Source organism: Fusibacter bizertensis (assembly GCF_029914245.1).
GTDB classification, from domain to species: domain Bacteria; phylum Bacillota; class Clostridia; order Peptostreptococcales; family Acidaminobacteraceae; genus Fusibacter_C; species Fusibacter_C bizertensis.
Genome location: NZ_JARYZI010000001.1, coordinates 476,048 through 492,417 on the forward strand (window position 1 = coordinate 476,048; position 16,370 = coordinate 492,417).

Genomic DNA, 16,370 nt, shown 5'->3' on the forward strand with positions numbered 1-16,370 from the left:
ACTTTAAAGACTGGCATATTTTCGCCCCCTTATGATGAGATATGTCATACTACAAAATAGAAGTGAATAAAGCGACATACCTGTTAAATTGAGAAAGAAGCGCATGTGCGAATCATAGTAGTACAGCGCATACAGTGAGTCCGATAGCAAATTTGCTGGGTTCAGATAGCCAAGAATCGGTACATGCTTTGCCACATAATACTTAACTTCCCCAATCATCATACCCGCTAGGAAAGAACCTGCCATGGATACGATAAGCACCACTGCGATCTTCACACCCTCGCCTTTTTTCACCAGTGCAGATATAAACGTACCCATGGAGATGCCGAGGATACTGCCAACGAACAAGACCATGATCACATAGCCCGTATTCTGACCGAAGCCAACACCTAGCACATAGTTCATATAGCCCAATAATATAAGTAGACCTGAAAAATGAATGATCAGAGCAGCGATGACACCTGCTGCGAAAACTTTAAGCTTATGAACGGGTGCGATATTGATGCGCGCCGCCTCAGCACTGAGGTTTGCCTGAACGCGGTTGACCTCTTCCAGTCCATACATACTGCCATATAAACACGCCATAGCAATGAGTGCATAAAAGTATACCAGCGTCGGATCAGTAGATTTTTCAGTGACACCCTTTTCAACCACATAACTCGCCGTCATGGATAGAGACTCAAGTAGAGCTGGTAGAGCGTCAGGATTGCTCGCTACAATTTCTTTGATAGTAGCCGTATTTTGGCTATACTGATCAAGAAAATGCTTCAATATACTCTGATTCAAACCCGAATTTAACACCACAAGATCAGGTGTCTTACCCGGGATGATATAACCCGAGATATCATAATCCTTAAGATGCTGTAATGCCGTCCTCTCGTCAGACACAGAAAGGTCAAACAGTGGATTTTCACCTTTTGATAGATCTTCCATGGTCTTTAAAAATTCTGGTTGTTGGTTAAGTGCTTCGCCACTCACCAGCGTAACGCTAATAGGAGAGAATTCTTCGATCTTACCAATGTTGCCGAGCGCTACACTGAAAAACGTCGCAAGTACCAAAGGAAAAATCATGGTCCAAAACACAAGGCTCTTCTCACGTAATAGCGTTATAATTCTATATTTAAAAATGTGTAAAAACATAGTCTCCTCCTAATCGCGCAGCTCTTTGCCCGTAATTTCTAAGAAAACGTCGTTTAGCGTCGGTAATTCAGAATAAATCTTACCAAAACTCACTTGCTCTCGTTTTAAAGTTTCAAGTACATTTTCGAGATTGTTTTTGCCTTTTGCAGAGCGAATTGTGAGAACGCCACTGAGGTCTTCTACTGAGATGATATTCGGAAGTCCTTTTAGTGCTTCTAGTTGATGGGAAGTGATTTCATAGGTTTCAACGGTAATCTTTTCACCCAGCGAGATCATCCCTTTAAGTTCATCTTTTGTGCCTGTTGCGATTACTTGTCCCTTATCGAGGATCATAATTCTCGAGCAAATCTGCTCTACTTCTTCCATGTAGTGAGAAGTATAGATAATTGTCGCACCTTGTTTGTTAAGCTGGACAATCCCCTCTAAAATCTTGTTTCTGCTTTGGGGGTCAACTGCAACTGTTGGCTCATCTAGTATGATCAGTTTTGGTTTATGTGCGATACCACAAGCGATATTGAGTCTTCTTAAAAGTCCGCCACTTAATTTCTTTGGATAAAATTTTGTAAATTCTTCAAGCCCTACGAACTTGATTGCCTCTTCTACCAGCGCTTTTCTTTCCTTTTTATCAGATACATAAAGCCCACAGAAATAGTCGATATTGCCATGAACTGTTAACTCATCAAAAACCGCTACCTCTTGCATGACAATCCCGATGTCTCTTTTAATATCATACGCCTCAGGTTTCATCGGTTTATCGAAAACGGATATGTCTCCTTTATCGTATTTTAAAAGCGATAAGATGCAGTTAATGGCAGTTGTCTTACCTGAACCATTGGGTCCAAGTAGTCCAAAAATTTCACCTTGCTTTACTTCAAAACTCAAGTGATCTAGTGCAAGTAGATCACCATATCTTTTAACCAATTGATTTACTTTTACGATCATATTAACCTCCGTTATTCTTTATCATGGTCTAAGTATACCTTTAAATGAGGCAATGGGTTAGTGCCTGTTATCACTAAAATCACATGACATTTGTCACCTTGCTTTCAGATGTGGTCAGATGATAAACTATGTAAGAAAACATTCTATATATAACTAGCAATATCTCCATATACAATCGCATGTAACACGCGTATATGAAGTCAATCCAACAAGGAGGCAAATGATGCGTATCAGTAAAAATCCCGCTTTTCTCATCCTTTTTATCGTCTCTTCATTGATTCAACTGCTTTATCCTACTGATATCATAGAAGTACTGCCTTTTATCATTTGTGCCATCGCTGCTGGGTTGATTATATATACTGACATTACTACATTGAAGCGTGCTATCTTCATTATATATGTTATGATCTGTAGTCTTGAGAGCAATTACTTAACATTTTTACCAGTGGTCATGTATGCATTTTATGATCATCAAGATCGACTTTGGTCACTTTTGGCCATGATTCCTTTTCTGATGATGGTAACCACTTTAATAGATGTCCAAAGTAAAATTTTTATCGCTTGTGTCTTTACGGTAATGGCTATCCTTTTCAAAATGCAGCATCTTGCAAACATCAAACTCAAAAAAGACCTTACTGAAACCAGTGATACCATGCGAGAACTCACCATACACCTCAACGAGCAAAATCGCCTATTAATGGCACATCAAGACGACGAGATCCACGTGGCAACACTAAAAGAACGTAACCGTATCGCCAGAGAGATCCACGATCATGTTGGACACCAACTCTCACGCGTACTTCTCCAAATAGGAGCACAGCTTACCCTTAACAAGACAGACCCTGCACTACTCTCTATGAAAGATACACTAGATAGTGCCATGGATAACCTTAGAAAAAGTGTCCACGATTTACACGAAACCTCTATGGAGCTTGAAACTCAACTTAGCCAAGTAGTAGATCAATTTGATTTTTGTCCTGTGAAGGTCAATATCCATCTTGACAATGTGGTTAACCCTCAAATCAAAGTAGCCATCGTCGCAATCTTAAAAGAGAGTTTTTCCAATATTTCCAAACATTCAAAAGCCACGGAAGTTAAAGTATCACTGATAGAACACCCAGGCTTTTATCAGTTTATCATCAGTGATAACGGCACCATACCCAATCTTACTCAAAATCAATTTTTCAACTCAGGTATTGGCCTCAAAAACATAGAGCAGCGCGTAACTGAGCTAAAAGGACATTTTCTCATCCGTAACCAAAATGGATTCGAACTTTTTATAACACTGCCTAAACTATAATGGGTTTGTACTTTCCATCACTTACCCTAAACTATAAAACTGGAGTTTAACTATGAATATCTTACTCGTTGATGACGATCCCATCGTCTGTTTATCACTAAAGACCATATTAGAAGCAGATACAGATCTTCATGTTGTAGCCACTGGTTCAAACGGTAATGACGCTGTAACGCTTTATCACAAACATAAGCCTGACTTGCTACTCATCGATATTCGCATGCCGGAGATGACTGGACTTGAAGCCGCTGAGTCGATTCTATCAAGTGATGCAGATGCAAAGATCCTTTTTCTCACCACCTTTTCAGACGACGAATACATCATCAAAGCCCTTCGAATCGGTGCAAAAGGCTACTTGTTAAAGCAACATTTTGACAGCATCGTCCCATCTATCAAGACAGTGATACTGGGGCAAAACGTCTATGGCGATGAAATCATGACTCGCCTACCAGAGATGCTCATCAAAAGCAAAAGGTCAGTTAAACCAACACTTGGCCTTACTGAAAAAGAACACCAAATCATCGAGAAAGTATCCGAAGGCCTCTCAAACAAAGAAATTTCAGATACCCTCTTTCTCAGTGAAGGTACCGTCCGAAACTACATCAGCACGATCTTAGACAAACTAGAACTAAGAGATCGTACACAACTGGCTATTTTTTATTATCAGAACCTAAAGTAAGTTCATAGGGGGAATTTGGGTAGTATAGGCATGTAAAGCCCCATTGCAAATAGAATCTTTCAGTCCCAGTCCTCGGTTTTCAACCTGCGGAAGGACTTCCAGATTTATTTGTAACGGGGCTTTTTATCATATGTCCGTGCTATTCCAAATTCATTGGGGGATTCAAGTGATTAAGTTCAAGAGACGATTCTCTGTACATTACTGATCACTTTAAACAATTGAACGAAGGTCGTGTTTAGTTCAATCTTGTACTATATAAATCAATTTCATGTTCTTGTTCAAATATCATATTAATCAAGTTCAAGTCTCAAGATTTAAGGTTAAACATCAAAGTCAAAGTTAATGACAAACGAACAATCATCAAAACAAAGATTCAAAATTCACTTTCAAGTCATATCATCATACTAAAGACAGGCTGACAAATAAATCTGAAAGTCCTTCCGCAGGTTATGCTTTGCAAACACAGTTTGCAATAACCGAGGACTGGGACTGGAAGATTTCATTTGGCAGCCTGTCTTTAGAAGTTAAACACACATGAGCAAGAATTTGAACTTATCTTGATTTTGACCTTAGCCTTTGAACTTGATCTTGACCTTGAACTTAAACTTGAACATGACATATAAAAGAAGATTGAAATAAACACGAAAAAGTGATATGCTTTGACCGGTAGACTCAAATTTGATTGCTGAGTATAGTTCAGCAATTATACAAACTGTAGATTATAAAATAAGAGCTTATGAAAGCTCTTTTTTGATGATAGGAACGGGCACTTTACAATTTTAATTTAAGCAATTAGATAAGAAAGGTAACAATATGATTAAAGTAGATAATTTATCCTATGGATTTCCACAGAAAGACTTATACAACAAGATCTCATTTGCGTTAGAAGATGGACAGCACTGCGCGTTTATCGGTACAAGTGGTAGTGGCAAAAGTACGTTAGTGGATATCATTATGGATCCAGAACGTTATATGTACGACGGTAAGCTTGAGATTGATCCTCAATGTAGAATCGGTTATATTAGTCAATTCCTGCAAGTTAATAAAAACAATCAAACAACAGTATTTGACTATATTGCAGAGCGCTTTTTAAAACTACAAGCAGAAATCGACAAAATTTGTACAGAGATGGAAACTTCCCCTGAGATTGATACACTACTTGAAAAGTATCAACAAGTGCTTGACGATTTTGAAGCCATCGACGGTCATGATTACGTAAGTAATATCAACAAAAAACTCAACCTCGCTGGACTGTATAAGCATAAGGACCTTGGCGTCTCTGAACTTAGTGGTGGCGAATTTAAATTGATCCAAGTTATTAAAGAGATGTTGATTAGCCCTAACCTTTTAATTATGGATGAGCCAGATGTTTTCTTAGATTTTGAAAACCTCAACGCGCTTAAAAATCTTATCAATGCACATAAAGGCATCTTACTTGTGATTACGCATAACAGATACCTCTTGAACCACTGTTTCAACAAGATTATACATCTTGAAAATATGGAACTTCAAGAATTCAATGGTAGCTTTATTGAATACAACTTTACACTTTTACAGCGTAAGATTGAATTACAAGAACTTGCCATTGCAGATACTGAAGAGATCGCAAGAAATGAATACCTCATAGATAGATTGCGTTTTATTGCAACGAATAACTCAGAAGCTTCAAGAGGAAAAGCACTTAAAGCGAGAGTTAAAATCCAAGAACGTCTTGAAGCTAACCGTATTAAAGAGCCATTTGTCGCAATTAAGCAGCCTGATATTAAGCTTGATGTAGATATGCCAATCGGTGGTCATAAAAGCCATGAAGTTATTCAAGATGGCTACGAAGTTATTGAAATAGAGGCAATTGAACCGGATGAAAACGACCTCTATGCACTTAGAGTCTCAAATTATAGCGCAAGCTATGATGAACTCTTACTTGAGAACGTCAATTTCGAGATACTTCCCACTGATAAAGTTGCACTTATCGGTGCTAATGGAACTGGAAAAACGACGCTTTTGAGAGATATTTATAAAAATAATCGTCCAGAAATCGACATCCATGAAACTGCAAAGGTCGGTTATCTATCACAGTTTCAAGGTGAAAGCTTAGAGGAATCTAATACAGTTGCAGAAGAATTCTTTGAAGCAGGTTTTAACTCTTATAGTGAAATTAGAGCACATATTTCCTTATACGGTTTTAATGAAGAAATCTTGACTCATAAAATCAGTGCCTTATCTGGTGGTGAGCGTAATATCTTACAGCTTGCTAAAATTTCAGCACTTAAAGCAAACTTTTTACTACTTGATGAACCTACAAGTCATCTAGACACTTACTCTCAGCTCGCACTAGAAAAAGCGATCGCAGATTATAAAGGTGCCATACTCATGATTTCACATGATTATTACACCATCATAAACTGTATGGATTATGTCTTGATCATCGAAGATCGTACCATTCGTAAGATGAGCATTCGAAAATTTAGAAAGATGATTTATGAAAGTCACTTTGACAAAGACTATCTAGAATTAGAACAAAAGAAAAAGCAAGTCGAAACTAAAATCGAACTTGCTCTTAAAGACACAGATTTTGAACTTGCAAAAGTACTTTCAGAAGACTTAGAAGCGATTGTTTCACTTTTATAACCCGTTTATTTCAGCACACTTGATTCGATGTAGTCAAGTGTGTTTTTTTTGCCATCCTATGCATATATATTGGATTTAGCTGAAATTCACATCGAACTTGTTTCATCAAAAAATTCATCACTATTTTGAACTTATAAATAGTTCATTAAACCAATCAAACTGAGGATCACCCCTGCATAGCTAAGGGTTGCCCCACGATTAACTGTTTTTGTATGTAGTTCATCATGATAATAATGCGGTAGATGTTGGTAGACTACACTCTCGTCAACCTCGTTTCTTTCTCTAAAAATCTTAATTAATCCAATGTAACCATTACCTATGATGAGTGGTACAATAAAAAAGCCAGTTTGAAAAAAATGATCTAGTATCCAAGTAATACCTAGACCTACCAACACAAAAAAAGTTGTCTTTGCTAGTGTAACTACAAAACTGATGATCCCACTTCTTACTTTATTTACAGTGCTTTCATTCATGTGTATCCCTCTCTTTCATATGTAATTCCCTCTTTATATTTTACAGATTATTTCACTCAGTCTATCAATCAATCCTTAAAAAAGTCTTATTAAATTCTTATTCGATTATATTTTATATGCTGCACACATTTGATTACAAATAATTAATAAAACGAATTGATTTAAAAGATTTATTCTGGGCATAATCATATTGTGAAACTAATATCATTTCAAATTTATAATAACTACAAAAGGAGATTTACTTATGAAAAAGATAGTTATAGTAGGTGCAAACCATGCAGGCACATCTGCCATTAATACCATATTAGACAACTCAAAAGACTTTGAAGTCACAGTTTTTGATGCCAATTCAAACATCAGCTTTTTAGGCTGCGGAATGGCACTTTGGATCGGAAACCAGATCGATGGGCCAGAAGGTCTTTTCTATTCCAATAAAGCACTTTTAGAATCAAAAGGTGCAAAGATCTACATGGAAACACCTGTTACCCATATCGACTACGACCAAAAGATCGTCACTGGCGTTACTCAATCAGGCGAAGAAATCAAAGCACCATATGATCAACTGATCCTAGCAACAGGTTCACAGCCCATCGTTCCTCCAATTCCAGGGATGACGCTTGAAAATGTACAGCTGGTTAAACTATACCAACATGCAGATGAAGTGATTAAGAAGCTTGAATCACCTGCTATTCAAAATATCGCAGTGGTTGGTGCAGGCTATATCGGCGTTGAACTTGCAGAGGCTTTCAAACGTAACGGCAAAAACGTCACACTCATTGATATTGCTGATACTTGTTTACCTGTTTATTACGATACACCATTTACAGATATGATGAAACAAAACTTAGGTGACAACGGCATCAAACTCGCATTTGGTGAAACCGTAAAAGCCATAGAAGGCGACAGTAAAGTGGAACGCATCATCACCGATAAAAACCAATATGATGTAGAAATGGTGGTCATGGCGATTGGTTTTAGACCTAACAACGCACTTGGCAAAGATAATTTGGAGCTGTTTAGAAATGGTGCTTACCTCGTTGATAAACATCAAAGAACATCAATTAAAGATGTCTATGCCATCGGTGATTGTGCAACTGTTTATGATAACAGTATCGAAGGAACTAACTACATCGCACTGGCTACAAACGCAGTTAGATCTGCGATCGTGGCAGCACATAACGTCCTTGGCAACGACCTTGAATCTGCAGGTGTACAAGGTTCAAACGGCATCTCCATCTTCGACCTCAAAATGGTATCTACAGGGATGACACATGCCAAAGCCCTTAGCAATGGCTATGAAGCTTCCTTTGTAGACTTTGAAGATTATCAAAAACCAGAATTTATCAAAGAAGATAACCATAAAGTTAAACTTAGAATCGTCTATGATGCAAACACAAGAAGAGTCCTTGGTGCACAAATGGCTTCAAAACACGATATGTCCATGGGAATCCACTTCTTCTCCTTAGCAATTCAACAAAAATTAACAGTTGATCAGCTGGCTCTAGCCGATCTGTTCTTCTTGCCGCACTTTAACAAACCATATAACTATGTTACCATGGCAGCACTTTCAGCGAAGTAACATCAGCTAAGCAAAATTATGTCGTTACCACTCCCCTCATCAACGAATCTGAACTTTTTCAGATAAGCTTGATGAGGTTTTTTTATTATATATTTGTGTTGATTTGCTTCGCTTCACACTAACATGATCAAAAAAGGATTTTGATAATATCCACTTTATTGAATTATAAGGTATATAATCATAAAAAAATCTAATCAATTTCTAATTATAAATTTTTTGTAATCTGTTATAATTTGTGAATAATGCATTTGTATAATAATTGCATTAAATACACTCTTAGGGAGAACTAAAGAATGGAGAACGTCACACTAACAGATCAAGAAATCAAACAATTTGAAACGGCAAAAGAACAATATTCTAAAATGGACATCACGGCTAAAATCAAATTTGTATCCTTTGCCCTCATTTCACTATTATTACTGGTCATTGGATTTATTGCTATCAATAATCAAGGAGGGCAATTTATTTTGTGGGGAGTAGTTGTTACTCTTATTACGCTTACATATTACTTAGTCGTACATGGTAAATGTAAAAAGCTTTCAAAAACAGAAATTCAAAACTTAACTATTACCGAAGGTACTTTAAAGCATCGCCCCATTCGACCAAAAAATGATCCTCGCAACTTTACCATTAAAGAGGACTCTAGCAAAAAACACTATATTGGGATAAATAAAAAACACAAAGATTTTGATGGCATTAAAGTTAGAGTATTTCATCACGAAAACCATATTTTTGTAGTATCATACATCGTATAATAGTAGCTAAGGCTTTATTGCCTACAAAAAAAACTCATGGTAGACTTAATTAGTCATGCCATGAGTTTTTTATTTATTATTGAAACTATGAATGAAATCCCGTTGTCAATTAAGATTTTTCACGAGGAACAACAAAGTAAAATTCTACGCCTTTATCCGTTCGCTCAACACCAAACGCCATACCATGTCCTTCCAGAATCAACTTTACAATTGATAAGCCCAGTCCAGTTCCTTTTTCTTTTCTGTGGTGTGAAAGATCTCTTTTATAAAACCGATCCCAAATCCGGTCTAACTCTTCATCTGAGAAGGGCGTGCACTCATTTTCAATCGAAAATTTTATAGATTGATCTGTTGCTAATTCATTTTCTATTAGTGATGTTTTTATGATGATATTGCTATTTTGTGGCGAATATTTCACAGCATTCTCGACAAGGTTATCAATCACTCGTTGAAGACTCATTTCATCTGCCTCAATCTCATCATATGGTGAATCAATCACGACCTGAAGCCCCTTCTCTGTCAAATCCGATTGTAAAACGAAAAGTGACTTATGCAGCATGTTTGAAAGGGATATATTTGTAGACTTAAATGTAATCGCACCAGCATCGTGTTTTGAGATTTCAAGCATGTCATGAATAAGCGTGTCCATTAAATTAACTTCATCGATAATCGTTTGAGCATATTTTTGTTGCTTATCTATTTTAATCTGATCACAAATTCCCTCAGCATAACTTTTAATAACGCCTAATGGCGATCTCAGTTCATGCGAAACATTGGCAACAAAAGCCTTTCGAGAAGCTTCTTGCTTAATCTCCTTATCATATTCCTCCTGAAGCATTTGATTTGATACACTCAAAGAGCCAAGTGCATTTTTAAGTTCTGATGATAAAGTATTTAAACTATTTGCAAGAACACTTAATTCATCCCTACCTTTGACGATGATTGGCACATCAAAATTCATCCCTGCCATTGCATTGGCATGATTTGTTATTAAAACGATAGGCTTTGAAATCATACGAGAATAAATTAGTGCAAGAAACAATGACATAATTAGAACTAATACAGCAATAACGGGAATCAATGTACTTAGTAATTTCAACATTTCATCAACAGATTGTAAAGATGCAGACGTATAGAGGTATTTGGTCGATCCATCATTAAGTTTAATTTCTCTATGAATGGTTACCTCTTTATAACCCGTATATGGTAAATTTCCGATTTGTATATTGGTGGCTGAGTCCACTAAATAGACGTCGGTATTAAGCGTATCAATGGAAGGAAAACTCACCAATACGCCATCGATAGAAGTTGTGGAACCTACCACAGTTGCTAGTGGGTAAGTTTTGGCTGCAGTAATAGTATCACTTGAAGGAACATTTGAAGCTGTAAGAGCAATTGCAGCAACTGTATCTGTTCCTGAATCAAAATTGAAAACATTTTGATCATCATAGATTAACAGTGTTGCATTGTGTGTTTGCATAAACGTCGCAACGCTTTTATAGAGTGTCTGATCATCCCAATTTTGGTTCGCATATGCCTGGGCAAATTGATCCAAATCAGATGTAATTTTATCAATCTCATGCGCTTCGTAGAACCAGTTAAAATAAGCAAATAAAGCAAAACTAAAACCTACAACGATTAAAGAAAAAACAAGTAAAGTAGAAACGAACATTTTATTGGTCAAAGATTTCATGTTTATTCTACCTCCAGTCTATAGCCGATTCCGATAACCGTCTTAATCATCGAAGCATGCGCACCCAATTTTTTTCTCAAAGTTTTGATGTTCGTATCCAAAACCCTTCCATCACCAAAATAATCTACTCCCCAGACTGAATCAATCAGATATTCGCGTTTTAAAACCCTTCCAGTATTTTGAGCTAACATAAGCAAAAGCTCGAACTCCTTAGCCGTTAAATTTAAATCCATATCGTCCAATTTTGCAATATGATAATTAGGCTGAATCACTAAATTACGATACTGAATTTTGTCGTAATCTCTTTTTAAAGTAGATTGGCGTTTTAACAAAGCATTTGCACTGGCTAACAATACCTTAGGACTAAAGGGCTTAGTAATATATTCGTCAGCTCCGATATCATATCCCATCAATTTATCTTCATCTTCAGTACGCGCACTTAAAAAAATAATATAACAGTCAGATTTTTTCCGAATTCTTCTACAGACTGACCAGCCATCTAGATGAGGCATCATTACATCAAGTATCACTAAATCCGCCCCTAACCGATCAAAATAAGCCATTCCAGCTGCACCGTCTTCTGCACAAGTCACATCATGTCCTGCCATTTCAAAATAATCCTTAATAATTTCAGACAATTGTAGATCATCCTCTATGACTAATATTTTACTCAATGTTTCCTCCATCTTTACAAACCATTATACTTACTATTTTATACCATTTAATCACATATTAAACCTTCGAGGTGAATTTCATGTGAAAAACATTTCTAATGGTCCTCACTTCGGTTTCACTTGGTTAACGCATGGAGTTGCTAAACTGATGAAGATAATAAAAGGAGGTATTCCATGCGAAGTATACAACATGCATTTTTAAGCGTCATCAGAAAACCCACCAAAGGAATCGTGATATTCCTCATCCTACTCATGGTTTTCACATTAATTTTCACAAGCATCATCATACAAAATACCATTCAAGCGTCAAAAGATTTTACCCGAAAGGAACTTGGTGGCAATGTCGAAATGAAGATTGACTACATTAAGAGCATGCAAGATGCTCAAGGGGCTTCAATCACTACTCAAAATGAAATTCAAACGCAATTATCACTACCACAAAATGTCGCAACAACGCTTGCCAAAGATCCAAACGTCCTTAAATATCATATTGAAAATATGATTTATACGAATTCCGAAAAGCTAAAATCCGGTCAATCAGACGATCCAAGCAATTTTACAATGACACTTGCTACTTCTACTGAAGGTAGCATTAATTTCATGCTTTTAGCCAGTAACCAGTTGGTGCCACTGGATTTTGAGAAGCAACTCAAACTTGCTGAGGGAAGATTTAGAACATCGGATGATATTGGTAAAGATACGATTCTTATTTCTAAAGAAGTAGCAACTAAAAACAATCTACTCTTAGGAGATACTGTTGGGTTTAAACTAGACCCTAACAGTGAAGAAGTCAGCTTCGAGGTTATTGGCATATATGAAGGTGCACCATCATATTTGGTAAATCAAACCTATATTTCAGACGATACATTAAACCGACATGCACCACAACAACTTGAAAATATTTCTCGCGTCGTTTGGCAATTAAATGATCCGTTTATTATTCCAGATTTCTTAAGCAAATATGAAAATCAGATGCCTTCAAAGTACTTATACCTTGATGCATCAAATGATCAATACAACACACTTACCAAACCACTTGACGTCATGTCAACGGTCATCAATATGCTCTTAGTCGTAATTTTCATTGCGGGTGCTATGATAACGATCTCTATCGTCACACTATTCGTTCGTGAAAGACAGTTTGAAATTGGTTTACTCCTAGCAAATGGTGAAAGTAAAGGTAGTATATTGGCGCAATTTTCAATCGAGATTCTTATGGTAGCAATTTTAGCCTTTATCTTTGCTTTTGCGGCTAGTTCTTTGACAGCTGATTTTGTAGCAGGGTGGATTTCTGAAAACCAACTGGTTGAAAGCACTTCAGTAACGCAACAAATGATCTCTTTCGATGATATGATGAATGGTTCTAACCTCACAATGGATTCTATTGCAGATTCTTTTAAAGTAGCAATAGACCTAAAAACATTTATTAACCTTTCACTTGCCAGTATTGGACTTTTAATTGCTGCTATTGGGGCTCCTCTAGCCGTTATATTGAGCTATAAACCACGAAAATCATTACAATACTAATAGGAGGAAATATGTCTACATTATTTGAACTCAAAGATATCAGCTACGGTTACATCGATGGTGGGAAGAAAAGACTCATTCTCGATAACTTATCCTATACCTTTGAGAAAGGTGTTTTTTATACGATCCTTGGACCTTCTGGTTCTGGAAAAACCACGCTACTATCTCTTGCAAGTGCCTTAGATGAACCTGAAACTGGTGCTATCTATTACAATGGCACAGACATCAAAAAAATGGGCTATCGCAAATTTAGAAGAGATCATATGTCGATGATCTTTCAAAAATACAATTTAATTGACTACCTCAATGGCGTCGAAAATGTCCAGTCGAATATAATCCATACTGACAAAAGACAGAAAATAGAAAAAAAAGAAATCGCTTATAAAGTGCTTCATCAAGTTGGCATCGTAAAAACAAAAGCAGACCGCCGTGTGAACAAACTTTCAGGTGGAGAGCAACAACGTATAGCTATTGCAAGAGCGCTAGCAAAGGATGTTACACTTGTGCTTGCCGATGAACCTACTGGCGCACTGGACACTGCCACGGCAAAGGAAGTCATTGGAATTTTCAAAAAGCTTTCTCATGAGTTGGGTAAAACTGTCATCATCGTTACCCACTCCGATGAAATAGCACACAGTAGTGATGTGATTTTAGGTTTGAAAAACGGGAAACTGGTTCAACTAAATGGAGGCAGTGATCATGTCAGGTGATCAGCGTTATTTGGATACCCTCGATATGGATAAGCCCGAGAGTTTTGAAGAAGAAGTATTCCTACCTGTTAAATTCTCAATGAAGAAAAAATCACTTTTAATTGGTGCAATTTTGGTTTTTAGTTTGATCATACTTTTAATGGTATTTGGTCAAAAAAAAATCCTCCCAGATATGACAGGATGGTCAAAAGAACAAATTGAAGTTTGGGCAAAGAAAAACCATAAAAACACCGAGCTGGTTGCTAAGTATAATAGCGATACACCAAACGGCTATTTTATATCTCAGAATTTTAAAACTGGTGATAAAATCACTTCAAAAGAACTGCTCATCGTAAATATATCAAATGGTGCTGATCCCGATGAAGTAGTAAAAGTCCCTGACTTGCGTCAAATTTCAGTTGATGAAATTAAGGATTGGATTACCAAAAATCAGTTAGTCAATACGAGTGTACGCTATGAAAGTCATGGCAGTATTCCTAAAGATCAACTGATTGACTATGAATTTGTTGATGGCAGTGAAAATAAATTTTTGAGAAAGAACAGACTCAACATCTATATATCAAGTGGTGAAAACACTGGAAATGCAGTGGTAACACTCCCTGATTTTGTTGGCAAAAGTAAAACTGACGCTATCAACTGGGCTGAAAAAAATGGCGTTACATTGACATTCACACCCGTTTTTAATGAGAGCTCTACAAGAAATACCATCTTAAAGCAATCTGTACCAAAAGACAGCAAAATGAAAATTACAGATGTACTTGAAATTGAAATATCTCGTGGGAAAGAAATCATAGTCCCTAACTTTTATGATTTTTCAAGACAGGAAGCCAGTGAACTCTCAGCACTGATTGGACTAAAAGTATTTTTTAAATATGCGATATCTGACTCTGAGGATGAAACTGTTTTTAACCAAAGCACCGTTTCTGGTCAATCTGTAGATGAAACTGAGATCGTCACGCTCTATATTGATAAAAAATCTACAGATCTACACCTACCAGATTTTACTGGATTAACAGAACAAGAAGCTAAAGCTTTGGCGCAACTCTTAAACATCAAAATACTCATTAAGAATGGAACTTCTGGTTCTGACGGAAAAGTTATAAGTCAATCTCAACCTATAGATACAAAGATATCTGAATCAACTATTGTCACTTTGGAAGTTGATCCAGAGAGCATCATGCTAATGGTTCCAAACTTTATCAAGATGAATCGCCTCGATGCTGAAGTATTGGCAAAAAACCTGGGGCTGACCCCTATCTACAATGAGATCAGCACTACTTCGTCCCCTCATAACACAATTGTAGGTCAAAGTTTGAAAGCTTCTGAAAAAGTCACAAAAGGATCAACGATACGACTCGACGTGGTGGTGAATTCAGAAGTCGTCGTTCCAGACCTCTCCAAATTCACTAAAACAGAAGCAGAAGTATGGGCACAAACAAACCATGTAACGCTTAAATTTGTCGAAATGTATCACGCAAAATTTAACCGTGGCACTTTGTTTAATCCCTCTAAAAAAAACAGACTACTGTTGAAAGATGAACCAGTCATCGTCTATTATTCTTTAGGATTACTCAGTGTGCCTGATTTTGTGGGTAAAAGTAAGCAAGAGGTCTTATCGTGGATAGATGACGTCAATCAAAAAGGTGCATCGGTAACTACGAAATTCACCTTAGATTATCACTCTACCAAACCTAGAGGATCAATCACTTCTCAAAGTAACTATAACGAAAACATCGCTTTAAACAAAGAGATCAGTTTCCATGTCTCAGCAGTGGAAAATCAAGGTGTTCAAGTACCCGACTTCACCGGTCTAGGTGTGAATAATCTCATTAGCTGGTGTCAGCAAAATGGGATTGTCTATAATCTTACAGAACAATATAACGACACTTATGTAAAAGACACCTTATTTGGCCAAAACTTCTTTAACGCTTATCTTTCAAAAGACAGCATTCTCAGCGCTATAAAATCACTGGGCAAAGTTTACGTCCCAAGTTTCGTGGATAAGACAAAGGACGATGTCCTAATCTGGCTCAATGATATCAACCTCAAAGGCGGCGATATAAAGGTCGAATTTACTGAAGAAGTTAGTGCAGAATTCAGTGGAACCATCTTAAATCAAAGTTTAATCGAGGTCTTTGTTAATCAGAAAACCTTAATTCAATTCACTATTTCAAAGTAGCTCTAAGTATTACAGCACAAAAACTCATGGTAGACTTATTGGGGTCACATCAATAATTAGTCATACCATGAGTTTTTATTTATGAAATATATTT

13 protein-coding genes are annotated in these 16,370 nt (G+C 36.8%); 8 read left to right on the forward strand and 5 right to left on the reverse strand.

The features are described from left to right. Positions 1–3: 3 nt before the first annotated feature. Complete coding sequence (locus QE109_RS02450; protein WP_281092787.1) at positions 4–1,140, reverse strand: ABC transporter permease; 1,137 nt, start codon at positions 1,138–1,140, stop codon at positions 4–6. 9 nt (positions 1,141–1,149) lie between these two features. Then, a complete protein-coding gene (locus tag QE109_RS02455) occupies positions 1,150–2,082 on the reverse strand; it encodes an ABC transporter ATP-binding protein (protein WP_281092788.1) in 933 nt (310 codons plus the stop codon). Between the two features lie 223 nt (positions 2,083–2,305). Between QE109_RS02455 and QE109_RS02460 the strand changes: the two genes are divergently transcribed. The 3 genes from QE109_RS02460 (at position 2,306) to QE109_RS02470 (ending at position 6,686) form a co-directional block, all read left to right on the forward strand. Further along, positions 2,306–3,382: a sensor histidine kinase gene (locus QE109_RS02460; protein ID WP_281092789.1), complete on the forward strand. Its 1,077-nt coding sequence runs from the start codon at positions 2,306–2,308 to the stop codon at positions 3,380–3,382. Between the two features lie 52 nt (positions 3,383–3,434). Further along, positions 3,435–4,058 carry a response regulator gene (locus tag QE109_RS02465; protein WP_281092790.1) on the forward strand — a complete coding sequence of 208 codons (624 nt, stop codon included), beginning with the start codon at positions 3,435–3,437 and terminating at the stop codon, positions 4,056–4,058. Positions 4,059–4,871: 813 nt separating this feature from the next. Further along, positions 4,872–6,686, forward strand: coding sequence for an ABC-F family ATP-binding cassette domain-containing protein (locus QE109_RS02470; protein WP_281092791.1), 1,815 nt, complete (start codon positions 4,872–4,874; stop codon positions 6,684–6,686). A gap of 131 nt (positions 6,687–6,817) precedes the next feature. Here the strand turns inward: QE109_RS02470 and QE109_RS02475 are convergent, their stop codons facing one another. Continuing rightward, positions 6,818–7,159, reverse strand: coding sequence for a hypothetical protein (locus QE109_RS02475; RefSeq protein WP_281092792.1), 342 nt, complete (start codon positions 7,157–7,159; stop codon positions 6,818–6,820). 244 nt (positions 7,160–7,403) lie between these two features. On the opposite strand from QE109_RS02475, the gene nox reads away from it, so the two are divergent. After that, positions 7,404–8,738: a H2O-forming NADH oxidase gene (gene nox / locus QE109_RS02480; protein WP_281092793.1), complete on the forward strand. Its 1,335-nt coding sequence runs from the start codon at positions 7,404–7,406 to the stop codon at positions 8,736–8,738. Between the two features lie 293 nt (positions 8,739–9,031). Further along, positions 9,032–9,493 carry a hypothetical protein gene (locus QE109_RS02485; RefSeq protein ID WP_281092794.1) on the forward strand — a complete coding sequence of 154 codons (462 nt, stop codon included), beginning with the start codon at positions 9,032–9,034 and terminating at the stop codon, positions 9,491–9,493. A gap of 109 nt (positions 9,494–9,602) precedes the next feature. On the opposite strand, the gene QE109_RS02490 is transcribed toward QE109_RS02485, so the two are convergent. Together QE109_RS02490 and QE109_RS02495 are read right to left on the reverse strand one after the other, a co-directional pair. Then, the gene (locus QE109_RS02490) at positions 9,603–11,186 is read right to left on the reverse strand and encodes a sensor histidine kinase (RefSeq protein ID WP_281092795.1); all 1,584 of its coding nucleotides are present in this window, start codon (positions 11,184–11,186) and stop codon (positions 9,603–9,605) included. Positions 11,187–11,188: 2 nt separating this feature from the next. Continuing rightward, positions 11,189–11,860 (reverse strand): response regulator transcription factor, encoded by a 672-nt coding sequence (locus tag QE109_RS02495; RefSeq protein ID WP_281092796.1) that lies wholly within the window; start codon positions 11,858–11,860, stop codon positions 11,189–11,191. A gap of 174 nt (positions 11,861–12,034) precedes the next feature. On the opposite strand from QE109_RS02495, the gene QE109_RS02500 reads away from it, so the two are divergent. Genes QE109_RS02500 through QE109_RS02510 form a run of 3 tightly spaced genes read left to right on the forward strand, consistent with a single transcriptional unit; the run spans position 12,035 to position 16,276 of the window. Then, positions 12,035–13,387, forward strand: a complete 1,353-nt coding sequence (locus QE109_RS02500) for an ABC transporter permease (protein ID WP_281092797.1) — start codon at positions 12,035–12,037, stop codon at positions 13,385–13,387. Positions 13,388–13,398: 11 nt separating this feature from the next. Continuing rightward, a complete protein-coding gene (locus QE109_RS02505) occupies positions 13,399–14,097 on the forward strand; it encodes an ABC transporter ATP-binding protein (RefSeq protein ID WP_281092798.1) in 699 nt (232 codons plus the stop codon). Next, complete coding sequence (locus QE109_RS02510) at positions 14,087–16,276, forward strand: PASTA domain-containing protein (protein ID WP_281092799.1); 2,190 nt, start codon at positions 14,087–14,089, stop codon at positions 16,274–16,276. Before QE109_RS02505 ends, QE109_RS02510 begins: the two co-directional genes overlap by 11 nt. Positions 16,277–16,370 lie beyond the last annotated feature (94 nt).